Source organism: Nocardia fusca NBRC 14340 (assembly GCF_001618425.1).
Classification (GTDB): Bacteria; Actinomycetota; Actinomycetes; order Mycobacteriales; family Mycobacteriaceae; genus Nocardia; species Nocardia fusca.
Genome location: NZ_BDCU01000029.1, coordinates 248,320 through 265,051, shown reverse-complemented (window position 1 = coordinate 265,051; position 16,732 = coordinate 248,320). Strand labels below are relative to the sequence as shown.

General features: G+C 68.6%; 17 protein-coding genes. 16 read left to right on the top strand and 1 reads right to left on the bottom strand.

What is annotated here, in order from left to right:
• Complete coding sequence (locus tag NF4_RS18590) at window positions 1-1,140, bottom strand: XdhC family protein (protein ID WP_063128574.1); 1,140 nt, start codon at window positions 1,138-1,140, stop codon at window positions 1-3.
• Window positions 1,141-1,351: 211 nt separating this feature from the next.
• Between NF4_RS18590 and NF4_RS18585 the strand changes: the two genes are divergently transcribed.
• The 16 genes from NF4_RS18585 (at window position 1,352) to NF4_RS18510 (ending at window position 16,687) form a co-directional block, all read left to right on the top strand.
• Window positions 1,352-1,906, top strand: a complete 555-nt coding sequence (locus NF4_RS18585; protein ID WP_232330539.1) for a MarR family winged helix-turn-helix transcriptional regulator — start codon at window positions 1,352-1,354, stop codon at window positions 1,904-1,906.
• Window positions 1,907-2,213: 307 nt separating this feature from the next.
• Window positions 2,214-3,185, top strand: coding sequence for an ABC transporter substrate-binding protein (locus NF4_RS18580; protein WP_063128572.1), 972 nt, complete (start codon window positions 2,214-2,216; stop codon window positions 3,183-3,185).
• Window position 3,186: 1 nt separating this feature from the next.
• Window positions 3,187-3,978: an ABC transporter permease gene (locus tag NF4_RS18575; protein WP_063128571.1), complete on the top strand. Its 792-nt coding sequence runs from the start codon at window positions 3,187-3,189 to the stop codon at window positions 3,976-3,978.
• The gene (locus NF4_RS18570; protein WP_084533222.1) at window positions 3,978-4,877 is read left to right on the top strand and encodes an ABC transporter permease; all 900 of its coding nucleotides are present in this window, start codon (window positions 3,978-3,980) and stop codon (window positions 4,875-4,877) included. Before NF4_RS18575 ends, NF4_RS18570 begins: the two co-directional genes overlap by 1 nt.
• Window positions 4,870-5,691 (top strand): ABC transporter ATP-binding protein, encoded by an 822-nt coding sequence (locus NF4_RS18565; RefSeq protein WP_063128570.1) that lies wholly within the window; start codon window positions 4,870-4,872, stop codon window positions 5,689-5,691. The genes NF4_RS18570 and NF4_RS18565 overlap by 8 nt, the downstream gene beginning before the upstream one ends.
• Window positions 5,691-6,566, top strand: coding sequence for an FAD binding domain-containing protein (locus NF4_RS18560; RefSeq protein ID WP_063128569.1), 876 nt, complete (start codon window positions 5,691-5,693; stop codon window positions 6,564-6,566). Before NF4_RS18565 ends, NF4_RS18560 begins: the two co-directional genes overlap by 1 nt.
• On the top strand, window positions 6,559-7,107 hold the full coding sequence (locus tag NF4_RS18555; protein WP_063128568.1) for a (2Fe-2S)-binding protein: 549 nt from the start codon (window positions 6,559-6,561) through the stop codon (window positions 7,105-7,107). Before NF4_RS18560 ends, NF4_RS18555 begins: the two co-directional genes overlap by 8 nt.
• A complete protein-coding gene (locus tag NF4_RS18550) occupies window positions 7,104-9,521 on the top strand; it encodes a xanthine dehydrogenase family protein molybdopterin-binding subunit (RefSeq protein ID WP_084533221.1) in 2,418 nt (805 codons plus the stop codon). The genes NF4_RS18555 and NF4_RS18550 overlap by 4 nt, the downstream gene beginning before the upstream one ends.
• A gap of 64 nt (window positions 9,522-9,585) precedes the next feature.
• Window positions 9,586-10,428 (top strand): aspartate dehydrogenase domain-containing protein, encoded by an 843-nt coding sequence (locus tag NF4_RS18545; protein WP_063128567.1) that lies wholly within the window; start codon window positions 9,586-9,588, stop codon window positions 10,426-10,428.
• 180 nt (window positions 10,429-10,608) lie between these two features.
• Complete coding sequence (locus NF4_RS18540; protein ID WP_084533239.1) at window positions 10,609-12,213, top strand: aldehyde dehydrogenase; 1,605 nt, start codon at window positions 10,609-10,611, stop codon at window positions 12,211-12,213.
• Window positions 12,214-12,225: 12 nt separating this feature from the next.
• The gene (locus tag NF4_RS18535) at window positions 12,226-12,567 is read left to right on the top strand and encodes a RidA family protein (RefSeq protein ID WP_063128566.1); all 342 of its coding nucleotides are present in this window, start codon (window positions 12,226-12,228) and stop codon (window positions 12,565-12,567) included.
• A gap of 44 nt (window positions 12,568-12,611) precedes the next feature.
• Window positions 12,612-13,130 carry a cupin domain-containing protein gene (locus NF4_RS18530; protein WP_063128565.1) on the top strand — a complete coding sequence of 173 codons (519 nt, stop codon included), beginning with the start codon at window positions 12,612-12,614 and terminating at the stop codon, window positions 13,128-13,130.
• 31 nt (window positions 13,131-13,161) lie between these two features.
• Window positions 13,162-14,115: a PDR/VanB family oxidoreductase gene (locus NF4_RS18525; protein WP_084533220.1), complete on the top strand. Its 954-nt coding sequence runs from the start codon at window positions 13,162-13,164 to the stop codon at window positions 14,113-14,115.
• 28 nt (window positions 14,116-14,143) lie between these two features.
• Window positions 14,144-15,106: a VOC family protein gene (locus tag NF4_RS18520; RefSeq protein WP_063128564.1), complete on the top strand. Its 963-nt coding sequence runs from the start codon at window positions 14,144-14,146 to the stop codon at window positions 15,104-15,106.
• Between the two features lie 16 nt (window positions 15,107-15,122).
• A complete protein-coding gene (locus NF4_RS18515; RefSeq protein WP_063128563.1) occupies window positions 15,123-15,950 on the top strand; it encodes an alpha/beta fold hydrolase in 828 nt (275 codons plus the stop codon).
• Window positions 15,947-16,687: an SDR family oxidoreductase gene (locus tag NF4_RS18510; protein ID WP_063128562.1), complete on the top strand. Its 741-nt coding sequence runs from the start codon at window positions 15,947-15,949 to the stop codon at window positions 16,685-16,687. Before NF4_RS18515 ends, NF4_RS18510 begins: the two co-directional genes overlap by 4 nt.
• Window positions 16,688-16,732 lie beyond the last annotated feature (45 nt).

Here is a 16,732-nt window from a genome sequence, read left to right as displayed (position 1 = left end):
CTACGCTGTGTCGAGGAGATCTCGGAGGTTCATATCGGCGGGTTCCGGTGGGTGGATCGGTCCGGCGATGCGTCCGAGCCGCCGGCCGCTGCCGCCGCGGCGCAGGGCGATGACCTCGGCGAGGATGGAGACGGCGGTCTCCTCCGGTGTCGCGGCGCCCAGATCGAGACCGATAGGGGAGGACAGCCGACTCAGCTCGGCCTCGGTCACCCCGGCGGCGCGGAGACGTTCCATCCGGTCGGTGTGTGTCCGCCGGCTGCCCATGGCGCCCACGTAGCCCGCGTCGGAGCGCAGGGCGATCTCGAGGGCCGGAACGTCGAAGCGTGGATCGTGGGTGAGAACGCAGATGGCGGTGGACGGCGTGATCGTCGCCCGCTTCAGGTAATCCTGGGGCCACATCACGACCACTTCGTCGGCTTCCGGGAAGCGTTCGCGAGTCGCGAAAACCGGCCGGGCGTCGCACAGCGTCACCGAGTACCCCAGGAGTTTCGCCGCCCGGACGAGCGCGTGGGCGAAGTCGACCGCGCCGAACACCAGCATGCTCGGTGGCCGGGCGATGGACGAGATCAAGACCGACAGTCCGGTTTCGGCGCAGTCTCCGGTCTCGCCCAGTTGCACCGTCGTCACCGTGCCGGCCTCGAGGTGCCGAGTGGCCCGGGCGACGACTGCCGTATCCAGGAGCGGATCGCCGCAGGTGCCCGTCCATGCGGTGCCGGTCGTGACAATCGACCTGCCCAGATGGGCGCCCTCGGAGACGACGGTCGCCGTAGCGACCGGCAGGCCCGCCGCGACGCTGTCCGCGACCAGTGCGAGGCCGGGGATATCCGTCGGCCCCGCGCGTTGGACCAGGACATCCATCGAGCCGCCACACATCAGCGCGACGGATCCGGCGCCGGCATCGTCGACCGCGTACCGGCGGACGGCCGCTTTCCCGGTGGTCATCACGTCGGTGGCGAGATGGAAGACATCGCTTTCGATGCAACCTCCCGAAATGCTGCCGACGACGGTCCCGTCTCGCGCGACGGCCATGACGGTGCCGACGGGCCGCGGAATCGAGCCCGCCGATCGGACAATTGTGACCAGGGCACAGTCGATTCCGGCTGCCTGCCATCGGGCCACTGTGTTCAGCACCTGGTGCATCCGGGCTACCCTCTGCCTTGTCGTGCCGGTCCGCGTACCGGCGGCCGATACGCGGTTCGCGGCCGGTGGTCGCTGTCGGCGTTCACGTCGACTCGGCGACCGAGCTGTCCCGGCGAGACGATCGCCGGAGTCCCGCGCTGGTGGGATGATAGAAAAGATCGTACAGTACCTTTGCGCAAAGGTAAGCCGGTCGGGCGACGAGGGATGGGTTGTGGCAGAGGCAGTGACGGAAAACTCGGACGGTGTCGGCGAGATCATCCGGCAATGGGCCCAATCGCGGCCCGAACTCGATGTCTCCGCGCTGGAGATCTTCGGGCGCATGCATCGCAGCTTCCTGCTCTATCGCTCCCGGATCAACAGTGTGTTCGAGCAGTTCGGCACCAACGAGGCGGGGTTCGATGTCCTCGCGTGCCTGCGCCGCGCGGAGCCGGAGTTCCGGCGTACGGCGGGTGAGCTGGCCAAGCAGACGCTCGTCACGACGGGCGGCCTGACTCTGCGGGTCAACCGGCTGGAGGAGGCCGGGCTGGTGCTGCGGGAGCGCGACCCCGAGGATGCCCGGGTGGTCTATGTGACCCTGTCCGATGCGGGGCGCGATCTCGTGGACCGGGTCGCCGATGCGCACTTCGCCGAACTCGCGCACATGCTGGTGGGCCTGGACCCCGACCAGAAGGCTCAGCTGGCGGGGTTGCTCACGGTGCTCGAGGGGTCGCTGCGGATGTCCGCGCTGCCGGCGGGGGAGGGTGCCGCGGTCGATCGCACCGCCTGAGCGTCTGCTCTGCACGCTCCCGGATCCCACGATCTGGGAGCGTTCGTCGTTTTCGGGGGCGTCTTCGCGAAACCTTTCCGGCCTTTTCTGTGGGGGCCACCACACTCAAATTCGAGGTGTGACCTGCATCTCTCTGTTCGAGACGACAGATTCCGCTGGGGTTAACCGCCTGTTAATCATCGAATTCCCGCCCATCCGGCGTTGACCTCTTAGCGGTAAGGAAGTACAAATCTCTTGCAGCCAAGATGTTCGGCAACCGCGGTGGAATCCAGCCCGGTCGCCACCATCGTCCCGACAGGAGACGTTCATGACGACAATCCGCCTCGCGGCCGCGGCCCTGCTGGCCGGCTCCGCCTTGGTTCTGAGCTCGTGCAGCGGTTCGGGCGAGCGCACCGCCGCGGCCACCGACGGCACACTGGAGCAGACCGAGGTCTCGGTGGGCGTTCTGCCACTGGCCGACTATGCGGCGGTGTACTGGGCGGACGAGAAGGGCTACTTCGAAAAGGAAGGGCTCACGGTAACCCTCGAGCCGATCCAGGGTGGACCCATCGGCATCCAGAAGGTCGCCTCGGGAGAACTCGACTTCAGCATCGCCAACTCGATCTCCGCGGCGATCGCGCAGTCCCGCAAGACGCCGATCACCACCGTCGCGCATACGGCTTCGCTGGGTGACGGCAGCGGAATCCTGTATGTGAAGCCGGATTCGCCGATCCGGTCGCTGGCCGATATCAACGGTAGGACCGTCGGCGTGAACACCACCAACAACATCGGCGATGTCACCATCGGCAACCTCGCGGCCGACCAGGGCGTCGATATCGAACCGCGGTACGTCGAGGTGCCGTTCCCCGAAATGCTGCCCGGAGTGCAGGCCGGCTCGATCGACGTCGGGTACGCCCCCGAGCCGTTCTCCTCGGCCGCGCGCGGCGCCGGGATGCGGGAGATCGCGGACCTCACCACGGACACCAACAACGCATTGCCGGCGTCGATCTTCGTCGCGGGAGACGATTTCGTGGACGCGAACCCGGACACCACCGCGGCGTTCGCTCGCGCGATCTACGCCGCCGGCGCCGATATCTCCGCCCACGAGGCCGAATTCCGCAGCTGGCTACCCGGTGTCGCGAAGGTCCCCGCGGCGGTGGCCCAGTCGATGTCGCTGCCGATCTTCGCGTCGAGTATGGATCCGGCGAAGATGCAGTCCGTCGCCGAGATGCTCGCCGCCCAGGGGCGTATCCCCGAAGGCTTCGACGTCACCCCGCACCTCATCACGCTCGAGGACTGAGATGAATCTCCTCAGTGAGCCGCTCGGCCGGAAACAGCAGATCGCCTACGGAATCGTGGGCGTGCTCGGGACGGCCGCGCTGACCGAACTGGTCATCCGGACCGGAGTGATCGCCACGCCCGGGTTGCCCGTGCCGAGCCGGGTGCTGGCGGAGACCGGTGCACTGTTCGGAGATCAGACCTTCTGGCAGGAGGTCGGTTTCACCCTCCGCGAATGGATGCTCGGCCTGCTGATCGCGACCGTGGCCGGGATGGTGCTCGGCGGTCTGATGGGCGCCTTCGCGAAGGTGTTCCTCGCCTTCGAACTTCCGGTCGAGGTCTTCCGGGTCCTGCCGTCGGTCGCGTTGGGCCCGGTGCTGGTGTTGCTGCTGGGTTCGGGGATGTTGCCGCTCTCGATCACGGTGGCGCTCGCCTGTATGTGGCCGATCCTGCTGAACACCCTGTACGGCGTCCGCGCCACCGACGCCACCGCCGTTCAGACGGCCCGGACCTTCGGTCTCTCGGGAATCGCGATCCTGCGCCGGATCAAGATCCCCAGCGCACTTCCCTTCGCGTTCACCGGGATCCGGATCGCCGCATCGATCGGGCTCATCGTCGCCGTCAGTGCGGAACTACTGATCGGCAACGGGCAGGGGATCGGCGGCTACATCCTGCTCAACAGCGCCAACGCCACCAACCTCGACACCGTATACGCCGCGACGCTGGTGGCCGGGGTCCTCGGCCTGGCGGTGAGCACCGTCTTCACCGCCCTCGACAACAAGGTGTTCGCATGGAAGAAGGGGCTGGCCCAGTGATGGTCGCATCGACCGAGGACACGGGACTCGCCGCGCCGGCCGTGCGGCCGGGTCCGAAGTCTCCCGCGCTCGGCTCGGCCGCGCGCACCCGCGGCTTCCTGCCGGCGTTGCTGGGCAACACGGGCATCCGGGTGCTGGTTCCGATACTGATCCTCGCCGCGTGGTGGGGTCTGTCGCAGTCGGCGGTGGGCTCGCTGATCGTGGCGCCGCCGGTCGAGGCCTTCGAACGGGTCTTCACCGACTTCTTCAGCGCCGACGCCGGCCGGCTCTTCCTCGGCGACGCGACCTTCGACCATTTCTTTCCCAGTGTCTACCGTGCGCTGGCGGGACTGCTGCTGGCCGTCGTGGTCGGGGTCGCGCTGGGAGTCGCGCTGGGTATCGTTCCCGTGCTCACGGCCCTGTTCCAGCCGCTCATCCACCTCGGGCGGTCGCTGCCCAGCCCGGCCCTGCTGGGGGTGTTCTTCTTCCTGTTCGGCACGGGGGACAGTCCGAAGATCTTCCTCATCACGTTCTCCGTGGTCTGGCCCATCCTGTTCAACACGATCGACGGTGTGCAGAGCGTGGGCACCGGCCGGATGCAGGCGGCCGCGGTGTTCAAGATCTCGCGCTGGAATGTGCTGACACAGATCGTCCTTCCCGGCGCGGGGCCCAAGATATTCGCCGGTGTGCGGACCGCGATGTCGCTGTCGCTCATCATCATGATCATCTCCGAACTGCAGAAGGCCGAGAACGGTCTCGGATATCTCCTGATCCGGTCACAGCGCGACTTCGACTACACCGGATTCTGGTCGGTCCTGATCGTGCTGGCCGCCCTGGGCGTCGCACTCAACTTCATCTTCGTGTTCGCCGAACGGCGGGCGTTGGCCTGGCACCGAGGAGTGACTCAGCAAAATGACTAGTACACATGTGACGACCACGTCCGCGGAGCTGGTCCTCACCGGCATCTCGAAGTCCTATGGAACCAACCTCGCGGTCCGCGATATCACCGCCGACGCCCCGGCCGGAAAGGTCAGCGTGATCGTCGGGCCCTCCGGCTGCGGCAAGTCGACCCTGCTGCGGATCATCAGCGGACTCGATGTCCCGACGACCGGTGCGGTCACCTTCGACGGGCGGCAGGTGTCCGGGGTGCCCGACGGCCTGGCCATGGTGTTCCAGGACTACGCGCGCTCGCTGTTCCCGTGGATGCGGGTGGACAAGAACATCGCCTTCCCGCTCCAGCATCTGCCGCGGCCGGAGCGTGCCGCCCGGGTCCAGGAGGCCATCGACGCGGTCGGCCTGTCGGGCAAGGAGAAGCTCTACCCCTGGCAGATGTCGGGCGGTATGCAGCAGCGCGTCGCCATCGCCCGGGCGCTGGCGAGCCATCCCAAGCTGCTGCTCATGGACGAGCCGTACGCCTCGGTCGACGCCCAGACACGCGCCGAACTCGAGGATCTGCTCCTGGCGATCCAGGCGCGGCTCGGGATCACCGTCCTGGTCGTCACCCACGATATCGACGAGAGCGTCTACCTCGCCGATCACATCATCGTGCTGTCGAAACCGCCGAGCGTCGTGGCCGAGACGATCGAGGTCGATCTGCCACGGCCGCGCGATCACATCACCACCAAAACGGATCCGCGATTCGTCGAGATCCGCTCGCGAGTGACAAGGCTGCTGCGCGGTGAGGGCGTGGCAGCCGACGGCCCGCGCGATTCGGTTGTGAGCAAGGCGCACTGATGCGGGCCACGGTCGACGGATCCGGAATCGTCGCGCAGAGTCAATCGGCTCTCGCGCCGTTCCGGCTGTACCGCCCGGAATCGGTCGCCGAGGTGGAGGCGGCGCTCGCCGCCGACCCGGAGGCGGTGATCGCTGCCGGGTGCAGCGATCTCGTCGCCAGGATCCGGGAGGGCTGCGCGCCCGCGGCACTGGTATCGCTGCGGAAAGTGGCGGGCCTGAAAACGATCACGCACCACAGCGGAGTCCTGCACCTGGGACCGATGGTCACCCATCACGAGGGGGCGACCAGTGCGACCGTGGCCGCGGCGATCCCCGGACTCGCGGCGGCATGGTCGCGGATCGCCACCGTCCGGATCCGGTACACCGGCACGGTCGGCGGGAATCTGATGGCCCGGCGCCATCGCTACGAGATGCCGTTGCTACTGGGCGCCCTCGACGCCCGGTTGTCGATTTCGGACGGCCGCACTCTCGCACCCGGCCGATTGTGGACCGACGACACCACCGCGCTGCTCACCGGTATCGAGGTGTCCACCACGGATCTGGTGTGGTTCGGGTACGAGCGCTCGATGCGCCCCACCACGACGGTCGCGCTCGCGATCCGGCGGGGTGCCGACGCCACCCTGGCCGTCCACGCCACCGCGGGGTCGGAGTACCGCCGCGGTATCTCGCTGCGCGTCGATACCGAGGCCACGTCGCCGGCCGGTATCGACGCGGTGCCGACCGCCGCGGCCCTCGCCGCGCAACTCCCGGACGATATCGGCGATTACACCGGGTCCGCCGAGTACCGCAGGCACCTCGTCACCGTGCTGACCCGCAGGCTGCTCCACGAGGCAGCCACTGCCACCCCCCAGCGTGAGGACCGACCGCATGTGTGATCCCGATACCGAGACGAGACCGGCCGGCGCGGAAGTCCCGCCGAGCGCACTCGACACCTCCATAGAGTTCAGCCTGAACGGCGAGAAGCGGAATTGCAGAATCGATTCCAGCGCGGTCCTGCTCGATGTCCTGCGCGACGACTTCGGCTGCCGGGGCGTGCGGCGTTCGTGTGAGCGCGGTGTCTGCGGAGCCTGCACGGTACTCGTCGACGACGTTCCGGTCGCCTCCTGCTCGACGTTCGCGTTCGCGGTCGACGGCGCCGCCGTGGAGACCGTCGAGGGACTTGCGGCCGTGGACGGAACTCTCTCGCCGCAGCAGCGGGCCTTCGCGGAATGCGGTGGTTACCAGTGTGGTTTCTGCACCTCCGGCATGCTGATGCTGACGACCGGTCTGCTGCGCCGGGAACCCCGGCCGGACCGCGGCACCATTCGCGAGTGGATCAGTTCGAACACCTGCCGCTGCACCGGCTACGAAATGATCATGGAATCCGTCGAACGCGCGGCGGAGCTGACGGCCGCGCAGGACGGGGATCGCGAATGACGGCGGTATCGGATCGGTTGCCGGTCGCCGGCCCGCTGGTCGAGGCGCGCACCCACCTGGTCGGCGACGGGGAAACGGTCGGCGAGTATCGGATCCGGGAGTTGCCCACGGCGCCCCCGGAACACCGGCTGGTCGGCCGGGACGGCCCGCGGGCGGACGCGACGGCGAAGGTGACCGGGCGGGCCGTGTACGGGGCCGATATCGTGCGCCCGGGCATGCTGCACGCGAAGGTGCTGCGCAGTCCGCACGCGCACGCCCGCATCGTCTCCATCGACACCTCGGCCGCCCGGGCGCTCCCGGGTGTCACCGCGATCGTGACCCAGGACGAGATCGACGGACTGCAGTGCTACGGGACGATGGTCAAGGACCAGCCGGTGGTCGCGACCGGCGTCGTCCGATACGTCGGTGACGTGGTGGCCGCGGCCGCCGCCGTCGACGAGCGCACCGCGCTCGCGGCGCTGGACCTGATCCGGGTCGAGTACGAGGTGCTGCCTGCGGCGTTCACCGTCGAGGCGGCTCTCGCGGAATCGGCGCCGGTCATCCATCCGGACGAGCCGTTCGGGGTGATCCCGAAGTACGGGCAGGGCGCGTCGGCGTCGTTGCGCAGCGAACCGAACGTGAGCTACGAGTTCCGGTATCGCACCGGCTCGCCCGACGTCTGGGAGACGTGTGACCACATCTTCGAGGACACCTTCGAGTTCTCGCGGATGAACCATATGCATCTCGAACCGTTCGTGACCGTCGCCGAGGCGAGCACCGACGAGATCGAGGTGTGGACCTCGACGCAGGCGCCGTTCAACCTGCGCAAGGAACTCGCGCGCGTTTTCGGGCTGCCGGAGAACCGGATCCGCGTCCATGTGCCGTTGATCGGTGGCGGTTTCGGCGCGAAGAACGGACCGAAAGCCGACCCGGTCGCGATCCGGCTATCCCAGCTCAGCGGCGGGCGTCCGGTCCGGTTCTGTATGACCACCGAGGAGGTGTTCCTGACGGTCTCGCAGCACGCGGCGACGCTCATCGTGAAATCGGGTGTACGGGCCGACGGTACGTTCGTCGCACGGCAGTCGACGGTGCTGCTCAACGGCGGTGCCTACGCCGAGCACAGCCCGGCGGTCGCGGAGAAGGCCGGCTACCGGATGCCCGGCGCATACCGCTGGCAGCATATCGATTCGGTGTGCAAGGTCGTCACCACCAACACCGTGCCGGCCGGGGCCTATCGCGGGTTCGGTGGCACCCAGGCGACGTGGGCCAGTGAACGCCAGGTGGATCTGATCGCGGATCGTCTCGGCCTGGATCCGTACGAACTGCGGGTACGCAATCTCAAGGCGCTCGGTGAGGAATTCGTGCCGGGGGAGTCCGGGATCGACTCCGACCTGGCGGAGGGGATGCGGCTGGTGGCCGACGCGATCGGTTACCACGAGCGTGCTCGCACCGGGAACCGGGGGATGGGCGTTTCGGTCGGCGTCAAGGACGGCGGCGGTATCAACAAACCGGCGATGGCCAGGGTGAAGGTCACCACGCGGGGTGACGTTCTGCTCAACTGTGCGCTCACCGAGATGGGGCAGGGCGGGCACTCCGCGATGGCGCAACTGGTCGCCGAGGTGCTGCGCTGCGATCCCGCCCGGGTGGCCTACGCGCGTATCGACACCGACAACACCCCGTTCGACCAGGGGACCAACGCGTCCTCGGGAGTCGCGGTGATGGGGCAGGCGGTGCGGACGGCGGCCGCGAAGCTCCGGGACGAGGTACTCGACTGGGCCGGTACGCAACTCGCGGTGGATCCCGCCGCGCTCGAGCTCGTGGATTGGCATGTGCGTACCCGGGACGGGACCGTGCACGACCTGTTCCCGATGATCATGGACGTCTTCGGGAACACCGGATTCGAGTTCTCCGCCGACGGTTTCTACAAGGCGCGCAACGATCACCGTGCGCCGCTCGAGGCGCCGTGCGTGTTCTGGGAGATCGGCTGGGCGGCCGCCGAAGTGGAGGTCGACCCCGAGACGGGCCGGATCACTGTGCTGCAACTGGCGGTCAGCGGTGACGCCGGCAAGGTCATCAACAAGATAGCGTGCCGCGGTCAGGACGAAGGGGCCGCCGTGTTCGGACTGGGACAGGCGTTGTTCGAAGAACTCCGGTACGACCCGGACGGTGAACTGCTCAACGCCGAGGCGCTGCTCTACCGGGTGCCGCTCGCCGAGGACATCCCCGAGCGGTTCGTCTCGATCACACAGGAGCAGGGCCACGGCGCGGGACCGTTCGGTAGCAAAGGTATGGGGGAGGGCGGGATGCTACCCGTCGCCAGTGCCATCGCCCAGGCCGTCGCCGACGCGGTGGGCGTACAGCTCACCGAACTCCCGCTGTCACCGCAACGGGTCTACGAGGCGATCGCCGCGCGCGGGGCGGAGGGGGCATTATGAGGCGGTACCTCCGCCTGCGCTACGGCCTCCGCCGACCGCAGGTAACTCTCTCCAGAGGAGCAGGATGAATTCGGGGTACAACGGCACACGGTCGGCCGCCGCGGTGCTCGGAGGGCGGGATCCGGTACGGGTGTGTGTGCTCGGTTACGGGAGTATCGGCGCGGTCGTGGCCGATCGGCTGGTCCGCGGCGATGTGCCCGGCGCCGAGCTGGTCGGGATCGTCAATCGGTCCCCGGTCGAGAACCTCCCCGCGCCCGCGCTCTCGCTCACGGAAGCGCTCGAGATCGCGGATGTGGTGGTCGAATGCGCCTCGCAGGAGGCGGTCTGGGAGGTCGGGCGGCAAGTGGTCGACGCCGGGCGCGACCTTCTGGTGTCCTCGGTCGGGGCGCTGTCGGATCCCGTGTTCGCGCAGCGGATCGCGGGGAGCGGACCGGGACGGGTCGTGTGTACGCACGGTGCGGTCGGCGGTCTCGATCTGCTCGCGGCCGCACGCGACGCGGCGCCGTTCGACCGCGTGCTCGTCCGGTCGACGAAATCGCCGGGGTCGCTCGTGCAACCGTGGATGGACGCGGCCCAGCAGCACCGGATCAGTACCACCGCGACGCGGCTGCGCGTGTTCGCGGGCAACTCGGCCGAAGCGGCCCGGCTGTTCCCGAAATCGCTCAATGTCGCCGCCGCGGTGAGTTTCGCGGTGAGCGACTGGGAGACGGTAGCGGTCGAGTTGTACGCCGATCCGGACGCGGAGCTGACCTGTCACGAGATAGAGGCCTCGGGGCCGATCGGCAGGTACTCGATCAAGATCGAGAATCTGCCGAGCGCGGACAATCCGCGCACCAGCGCGGTGGTGCCGTACTCGATCCTGCGGACGCTGGCGCACCTGACCGGCTCGCCGAATCTCATCGCCTGACCGGCCCGTTCGACGCTACGACGAGTACCCGGAAGCGGCCCGGACGGGGCCCGTCACGACAAATTCACGCAGACATCTTGACGGTAAGTATCTTTTAGCTCAGACTCTTTTACCGGAGGGATTCGGAGCGGTGACCGCCCCGGACAAGTGCTGCGACAGAGGGAACGGATGAAGACTCCGATGGACTTACAGAGCAGCACGAGCACTCGTTCGCCGCAGGCGTCGAGCGGGATCTCCGCCTTCGGGCCGGAAGCCCCGGCCGTGCCCGCCGACACCGCGGACCTCGACCGTTCGTGGGCAGCCGGACCGGTTCCCGACACGACCGACGAGATCTTCGTGGCCGGCCGGTGGGTGCGCGGCTCGGGCAAGGTCATCGAATCGGTCGATCCGGCCACCGGCCGGGTCTTCGCCCGCCTGCACGGCGCCGTGGCACATGATGTCGACCTGGCTGTCGATGGCGGCCTGCGGGCCGTCGCGAGTTCGGGCTGGGCCCAACTACTACCGCACGAGCGCGCGGCTGTCCTGTACCGCATCGGCACCGCGATCGAGGCCAACGCCGACCGCATTGCGGCCCTGCAAACCGTCGACACCGGAAAGACGCTGGCCGAGACCGGCGCACTCGCGCGCAGCGCCGCCGGCACCTTCCGGTTCATGGCGTCGGCGCTCGAGACGATGGAGGAGGCGATCACGCCCCGGCGGGGTCCGTTCCTCACCTTCGCGACCCACGAACCGATGGGCGTCGTCGGCGCCATCACCCCGTGGAACTCGCCGATCGCCTCGGACGCGCAGAAGATCGCCCCGGCCCTCGCCGCGGGCAACGCGGTGGTCGCCAAACCGCCGGTCTGGGCACCGTGGGTGACCCTGTTGCTCGCCCGGCTGGCGGAGGAGGCAGGTCTGCCGCCCGGACTGTTGTCGGTGCTGCCCGGTCCGGGCCGGACCGTCGGCGACGCGCTCGCCCGGCATCCGGGCATCGGCAAGATCTCGTTCACCGGTGGCACCGGGACCGGTCGCGCGCTGGCGCATATCGCCGCGGAGAAGCTGATGCCGATCACGCTCGAACTCGGCGGGAAATCGCCCACCATCGTCTTCGCCGACGCCGATCTCGAGCAGGCGCTCGCCGGGGTCCTGTACGGCATCTTCTCCTCGTCGGGGCAGAGTTGCATCGCCGGTTCCCGGGTCTTCGTCCAGCGCGCGGTGTACGACGAGTTCGTGGACCGACTCGTCGCGGCGACCACGGCGCTGCGGGTGGGACCGGGTACCGATCCACGCACCCAGGTAGCGCCCATGATCACCCACGAGCACCGGGACGGCGTCGCGGCGATGGTCGACGACGCGGTGCGCGCGGGCGCGACGGTGCTGTGCGGCGGTGCCGCTCCCGCGGATCCCGCACTCGCCGAAGGCGCGTACTACCTGCCCACCGTGCTCACCGGCGTCCCGAACAGCGCGACGATCTGCCAGGAGGAAATCTTCGGGCCCGTCGCCGTCGTGCTCCCGTTCGAGGACGAGGCCGACGTCGTCGCCCAGGCCGACGACACGGTGTTCGGCCTGGCCTGCGGGATCTGGACCGCGGACTACCGGCGCGCCTGGCGCACGGCCCGCGCTGTCCAGGCCGGAACGGTGTGGATCAACACCTACAAGCAGTTCAGCATCTCGACCCCCTTCAGCGGGCTGAAGGACAGCGGTATCGGGACCGAGAAGGGCCGCGACGGGATCCGGTCCTACATGAACCAGAAGAGCATCTACCTCGACGTGTCCGGGCAGCCGCTGCCCTGGGCAGGTCTGTGAGAAGGGAGCACCATGAGCGCTCATCCCTACAGTCCGGCCTTCGGTATCGCCGGCTTCGGATTCGTCTCCGGCGCCCTGTCGGTCGACGAGGACGGGGTCGCGGTCCCCGGCCGCCGGGCGGCCCTCGAAGCCGCGATGGCGCGGCTGAGCGAGCGGCTCTCGACCATCGATATGACGCTCGAGAACGTCGTGAAGACCACCTATTTCGTCACCGACGTCGCCCTGCGTGACGAGGCGAACCGGCACTACGAGGCGGTGTTCGCCGAACCGCGTCCGGCGCGGTCGTTCGTCGAGGTCGCCGCGCTGCCCTACGGCGCGACGGTCGAGATCGAGGCCATCGCCCACCGCGGGTGACGCACCCGCGTCCCACGGATCACCCCCAGAGGAAGGCACACATCATGTCCAGCACCGAAAAGACCGGCGTCGATCTCGAAGCCCTGATCGACTCCTGCATCGCCGCCGCCGAAACGCGCTACGAGGACTGGGACACGCTCGGGTTCCAGGCGGCCAAGGGCGGCGACCGCTTCAAGCGGGCGCAGATCCGGTACATCGGCTCGGGTGCCACCGGCAACCACGACACCGACAACAACATCATCCAGGCCGACCACTTCACCTTCTCCAACATGCGCCTGCCCGCGGGCGCGGTCGGCCCCGAGCACACCCATCACGACGTCGAAGAGGTCTTCTACGTTCTCGAGGGCGAGATCGAGGTCGCCGTGCACGATGTCGAGGACGGGACGAAGAAGGCGGTGCGCACGCTCGGCTACCGCGACCTGATCCGCGTCCCCGCCGGGGTGCCGCGCAGCCTCGCGAACGTCTCCGATTCCGACGCGCTGTTCTGCGTCATCATCGGCACCCCCAAGCCGCAGCTGCCCACCTACCCGCCCAGCTCCGAAATGTTCGGCGTCACCCGCTGATCCGAGCCGGAAGAAGTACGAGGAGAGCCCGATGGACGAGCCGATGAGGCGGACGCTGCGCGTCCAGCAGAAGACCTGGGAAGCCGACGGCGTCATCAGCATTACGTTCGCCGACCCGTCCGGTGCGCAGTTGCCCGCCTGGGAACCCGGCGCGCATCTCGCGCTGCATCTGCCGAACGGGCTCGTCCGGGAGTATTCGCTCTGCTCGGACCCGTCGGACCGGTCGTGCTGGACGGTGGCGGTGCTGCGCACACCGGATTCGCGGGGCGGCAGCACCCATATCCACGACCTCCTGCCGGTCGGTGGGCTCCTCGAGGTCGAGGGGCCCCGCCAGAACTTCGCGCTCGACACCGCGGCCCGCCACATCCTGGTCGCGGGCGGGATCGGTATCACCCCGATCCTGTCGATGGTGCGCACCCTGCACCGTGACGGCGCGAACTGGACGCTGCTCTACACCGGACGATCCCGGTCGACGATGGCGTTTCTCGACGAGATCGACTCCCTGCCCGCCGACCGCGTGACGATCCACGCGGACGACGCGGCAGCGGGTCGATACCCCGACCTCGCCGGGCTACTCGGCGATATCGACGCCGATACCGTCGCCTACTGTTGCGGTCCCGAGGCGTTGATGGCCGCCTGCCGGGACGCGCTGCCGGACCCCGGGCAGTTGCGTATCGAACGATTCAAGGCACCCGAACCGATCGCCACCGGGGAGGACACGGCATTCGACGTGATCCTCGCCGGCAGTGGGCGCCGGATCCCGGTCGGCCCGGAGGTCTCGGTCCTGAGCGCACTGCAGAACGCCGGTGTGCCGGTGGAGAGTTCGTGCACGGAAGGTATCTGCGGGACCTGCGAGGTCGGCGTCGTCAAGGGCGACGTCGAGCACCGCGACTTCCTGCTCTCGCCCGAGGAACAGCAGACCGGCGGCACCATGTTCGTCTGCGTTTCCCGGTGCCGCTCCGCCGAACTCGTCCTCGACCTGTAACCGGCCACCCTCGACAGAAAGGTCGATCATGCGATTCTCCGGAACACCGGTCTGTACTCTGCGCGCGCTGCGGTCGGTATCGGTCACAGTGCCCGATCCGGTCCGCTCGCGCGACTTCTACCACGAGGCCTGGGGGCTGAGCACCGTCGACGAAGACGGTGACACCTTCTGGCTGCGTGCCACGGGCAGCGAGCACCACGTGCTGGAACTGCGCGCCGGCACCGGCAACGCGCTGGACCGGATCTCGTTCGCGCTCGGGACTCCGCGCGAGGTCGACGCGGCGGCCCGCGCACTCCAGAAGCTGGGTATCCCGCTCCTGCGCGAACCCGGTCCGCTCGACGACGCGGGCGGTGGCTACGGCCTGCAACTCGTCGACCCGGAGGGCCGCTGCCTGGAACTGTCCGCCGATACGTTCGCCGTCTCGGCGCAGGAACCGGCAGGCCGCCGGGCGATCCCCCGCAAGCTCGCGCATGTCGTGCTCAACACCAGCGATATCGATCGCACCGCCGACTTCTACACCCAGGTCCTCGGTATGCGGATCTCCGACTGGTCCGAACACCAGATGACTTTCCTGCGCTGTAATTCCGACCACCATGTCATCGCCCTGAACCAGGCCGACTTCCCCTCGATCAACCACGTGGCCTACGAGATGGAGAGTCTCGACCATTTCATGCGGGGGCTCGGCAGTCTCAAACGCAGCGGCATCGTCCCGCAGTGGGGCCCCGGCCGGCACGGACCGGGCGACAACACCTTCTCGTACTTCACCGATCCGGCCGGGCTGGTGTGCGAATACACCTCCGAAGTGGCCCAGATCGACGAGGACCGCTGGCTGTGCCGGACCTGGAAGCGTACTCCCGAACTCTCCGACCAGTGGGGGACGGCGGGTCCGCCGCCGACCACGGTCCGGGCGGCGATGGCCGGAGTACCCGATCTCGGGCATCGCGACCTGGTCACGCCGGGGATCGACGATTACTTCTACGGGGGACAGTGATGCGGCGGGTGCAGCCGTGACCGGCACGGTCGCGCCGGCCCGGACGACCCGATGGGTTTCGGCGCGGGGGATCTCGCTCGAGGTCCGCGGCGCGGGCGATCCGGTGCTGCTCCTGCACGGTATCGGCGGAAGTGCGGCGGCCTGCGGTGCGCTGGCCGAGGTGCTGAGCGCGCACGGCTATCGCACGTACTGCTGGGACGCGCCGGGATACGGGCGGTCCGCCGATCCGGCGCCGAGTGCGGACGGATCCACCGAAGGCTACGACCACGCGCTGGTGGTCGCGGAACTGATCGCCGAGCTCGGTGGCGGGCCGATACATCTGCTCGGCACGTCGTGGGGCGGGGTGATCGCGACCGCGGTCGCCGCCGCGCACCCGGTGTCGGTCCGTTCGCTCGTCCTGGCCGACAGCACCCGCGGCTCGGGTGTGCACCCGGAGCGGGCGCAGGCGATGCGGGCACGAGTCGGTGAGCTGCGTGAACTCGGCGGCGCGGCGTTCGCGGCGGCCCGCGCGCCGCGACTGGTCTCGCCCGCCTGCGGCGACGAGATCGCGCGCGCTGTCGAATCCGATATGGCAGGAGTCCGGCTGCCCGGTTACACCGCCGCCGCCGAGTTCATGGCCCGCACCGATACCGGGCCGAGCCTGGCCACCCTGGCGGCACCCACGCTGGTGCTGGTCGGGGCGGACGACATCGTCACCGGGGTCGACGAATCCCGGTTGCTGGCCGACGCGATTCCCGGAGCCCGCTTCGGGCTGATCCTGGGCGCCGGACATGCGGCAGTGCAGGAGAAGCCGGTCGAGACGGCCGCGCACATCCTGCGGTTCTGGAAGGAACTGGACGAATGAGCAGACTTGTCGTGGTCACCGGGGCGGGCCGGGGACTGGGTTTCGCGATCGCCGAGCGGCTGGCCGCCGCGGGCGACCGGGTCGTCATCGCGGAGATGCGCGCCGAGTCGGCCGAAGATGCCGAGAAGACGTTGCGGGCCAAGGGGTACGACGTCACCGCGGTGGTCACCGATATCGCCGACCGCGATTCGGTGGTGGCCCTCGCGAGCCGGGTGGAGGCCCTGGGTGGCGCGGACGCGCTGGTCAACAATGCGGCGCTCGCGGACGGTGTCGGCGGTGACGCGTTCTGGGAACTCGATGAGGGGTTCTTCCAGAAGGTGATGACCGTCAACGCGTTCGGGACCTGGCTGGTCAGCAAGCATCTCTTCGCCCAGCTGGCGCGTGGCGGCAACGGCGCCATCGTGAACATCGCCTCCGACGCCGCCCTGTACGGCTCGCCACGCCTGGTGCACTATGTCGGCTCCAAGGGCGCGGTCATGGCGATGACCCGCACGATGGCGCGCGACGGGGGCCCGCACGGGCTGCGGGTCAACGCCGTCGCACCCGGCCTGACCCGGGTCGAGGCGACGGCCACGGTGCCGGCGTCGCGGTATCGGCTCTACGCCGACAACCAGGTTCTGGACCGCGAACAGACACCCGACGACGTCGCGGGCACGGTGCAGTTCCTGCTCTCGGACGCGGCGAGCTACCTGACCGGCCAGACCCTGGTGGTCGACGGCGGATTCGTCATGAACTGACCGTATCCCCGGCTTTCCGAAACTCACCCCGCACAAGGAGACCGA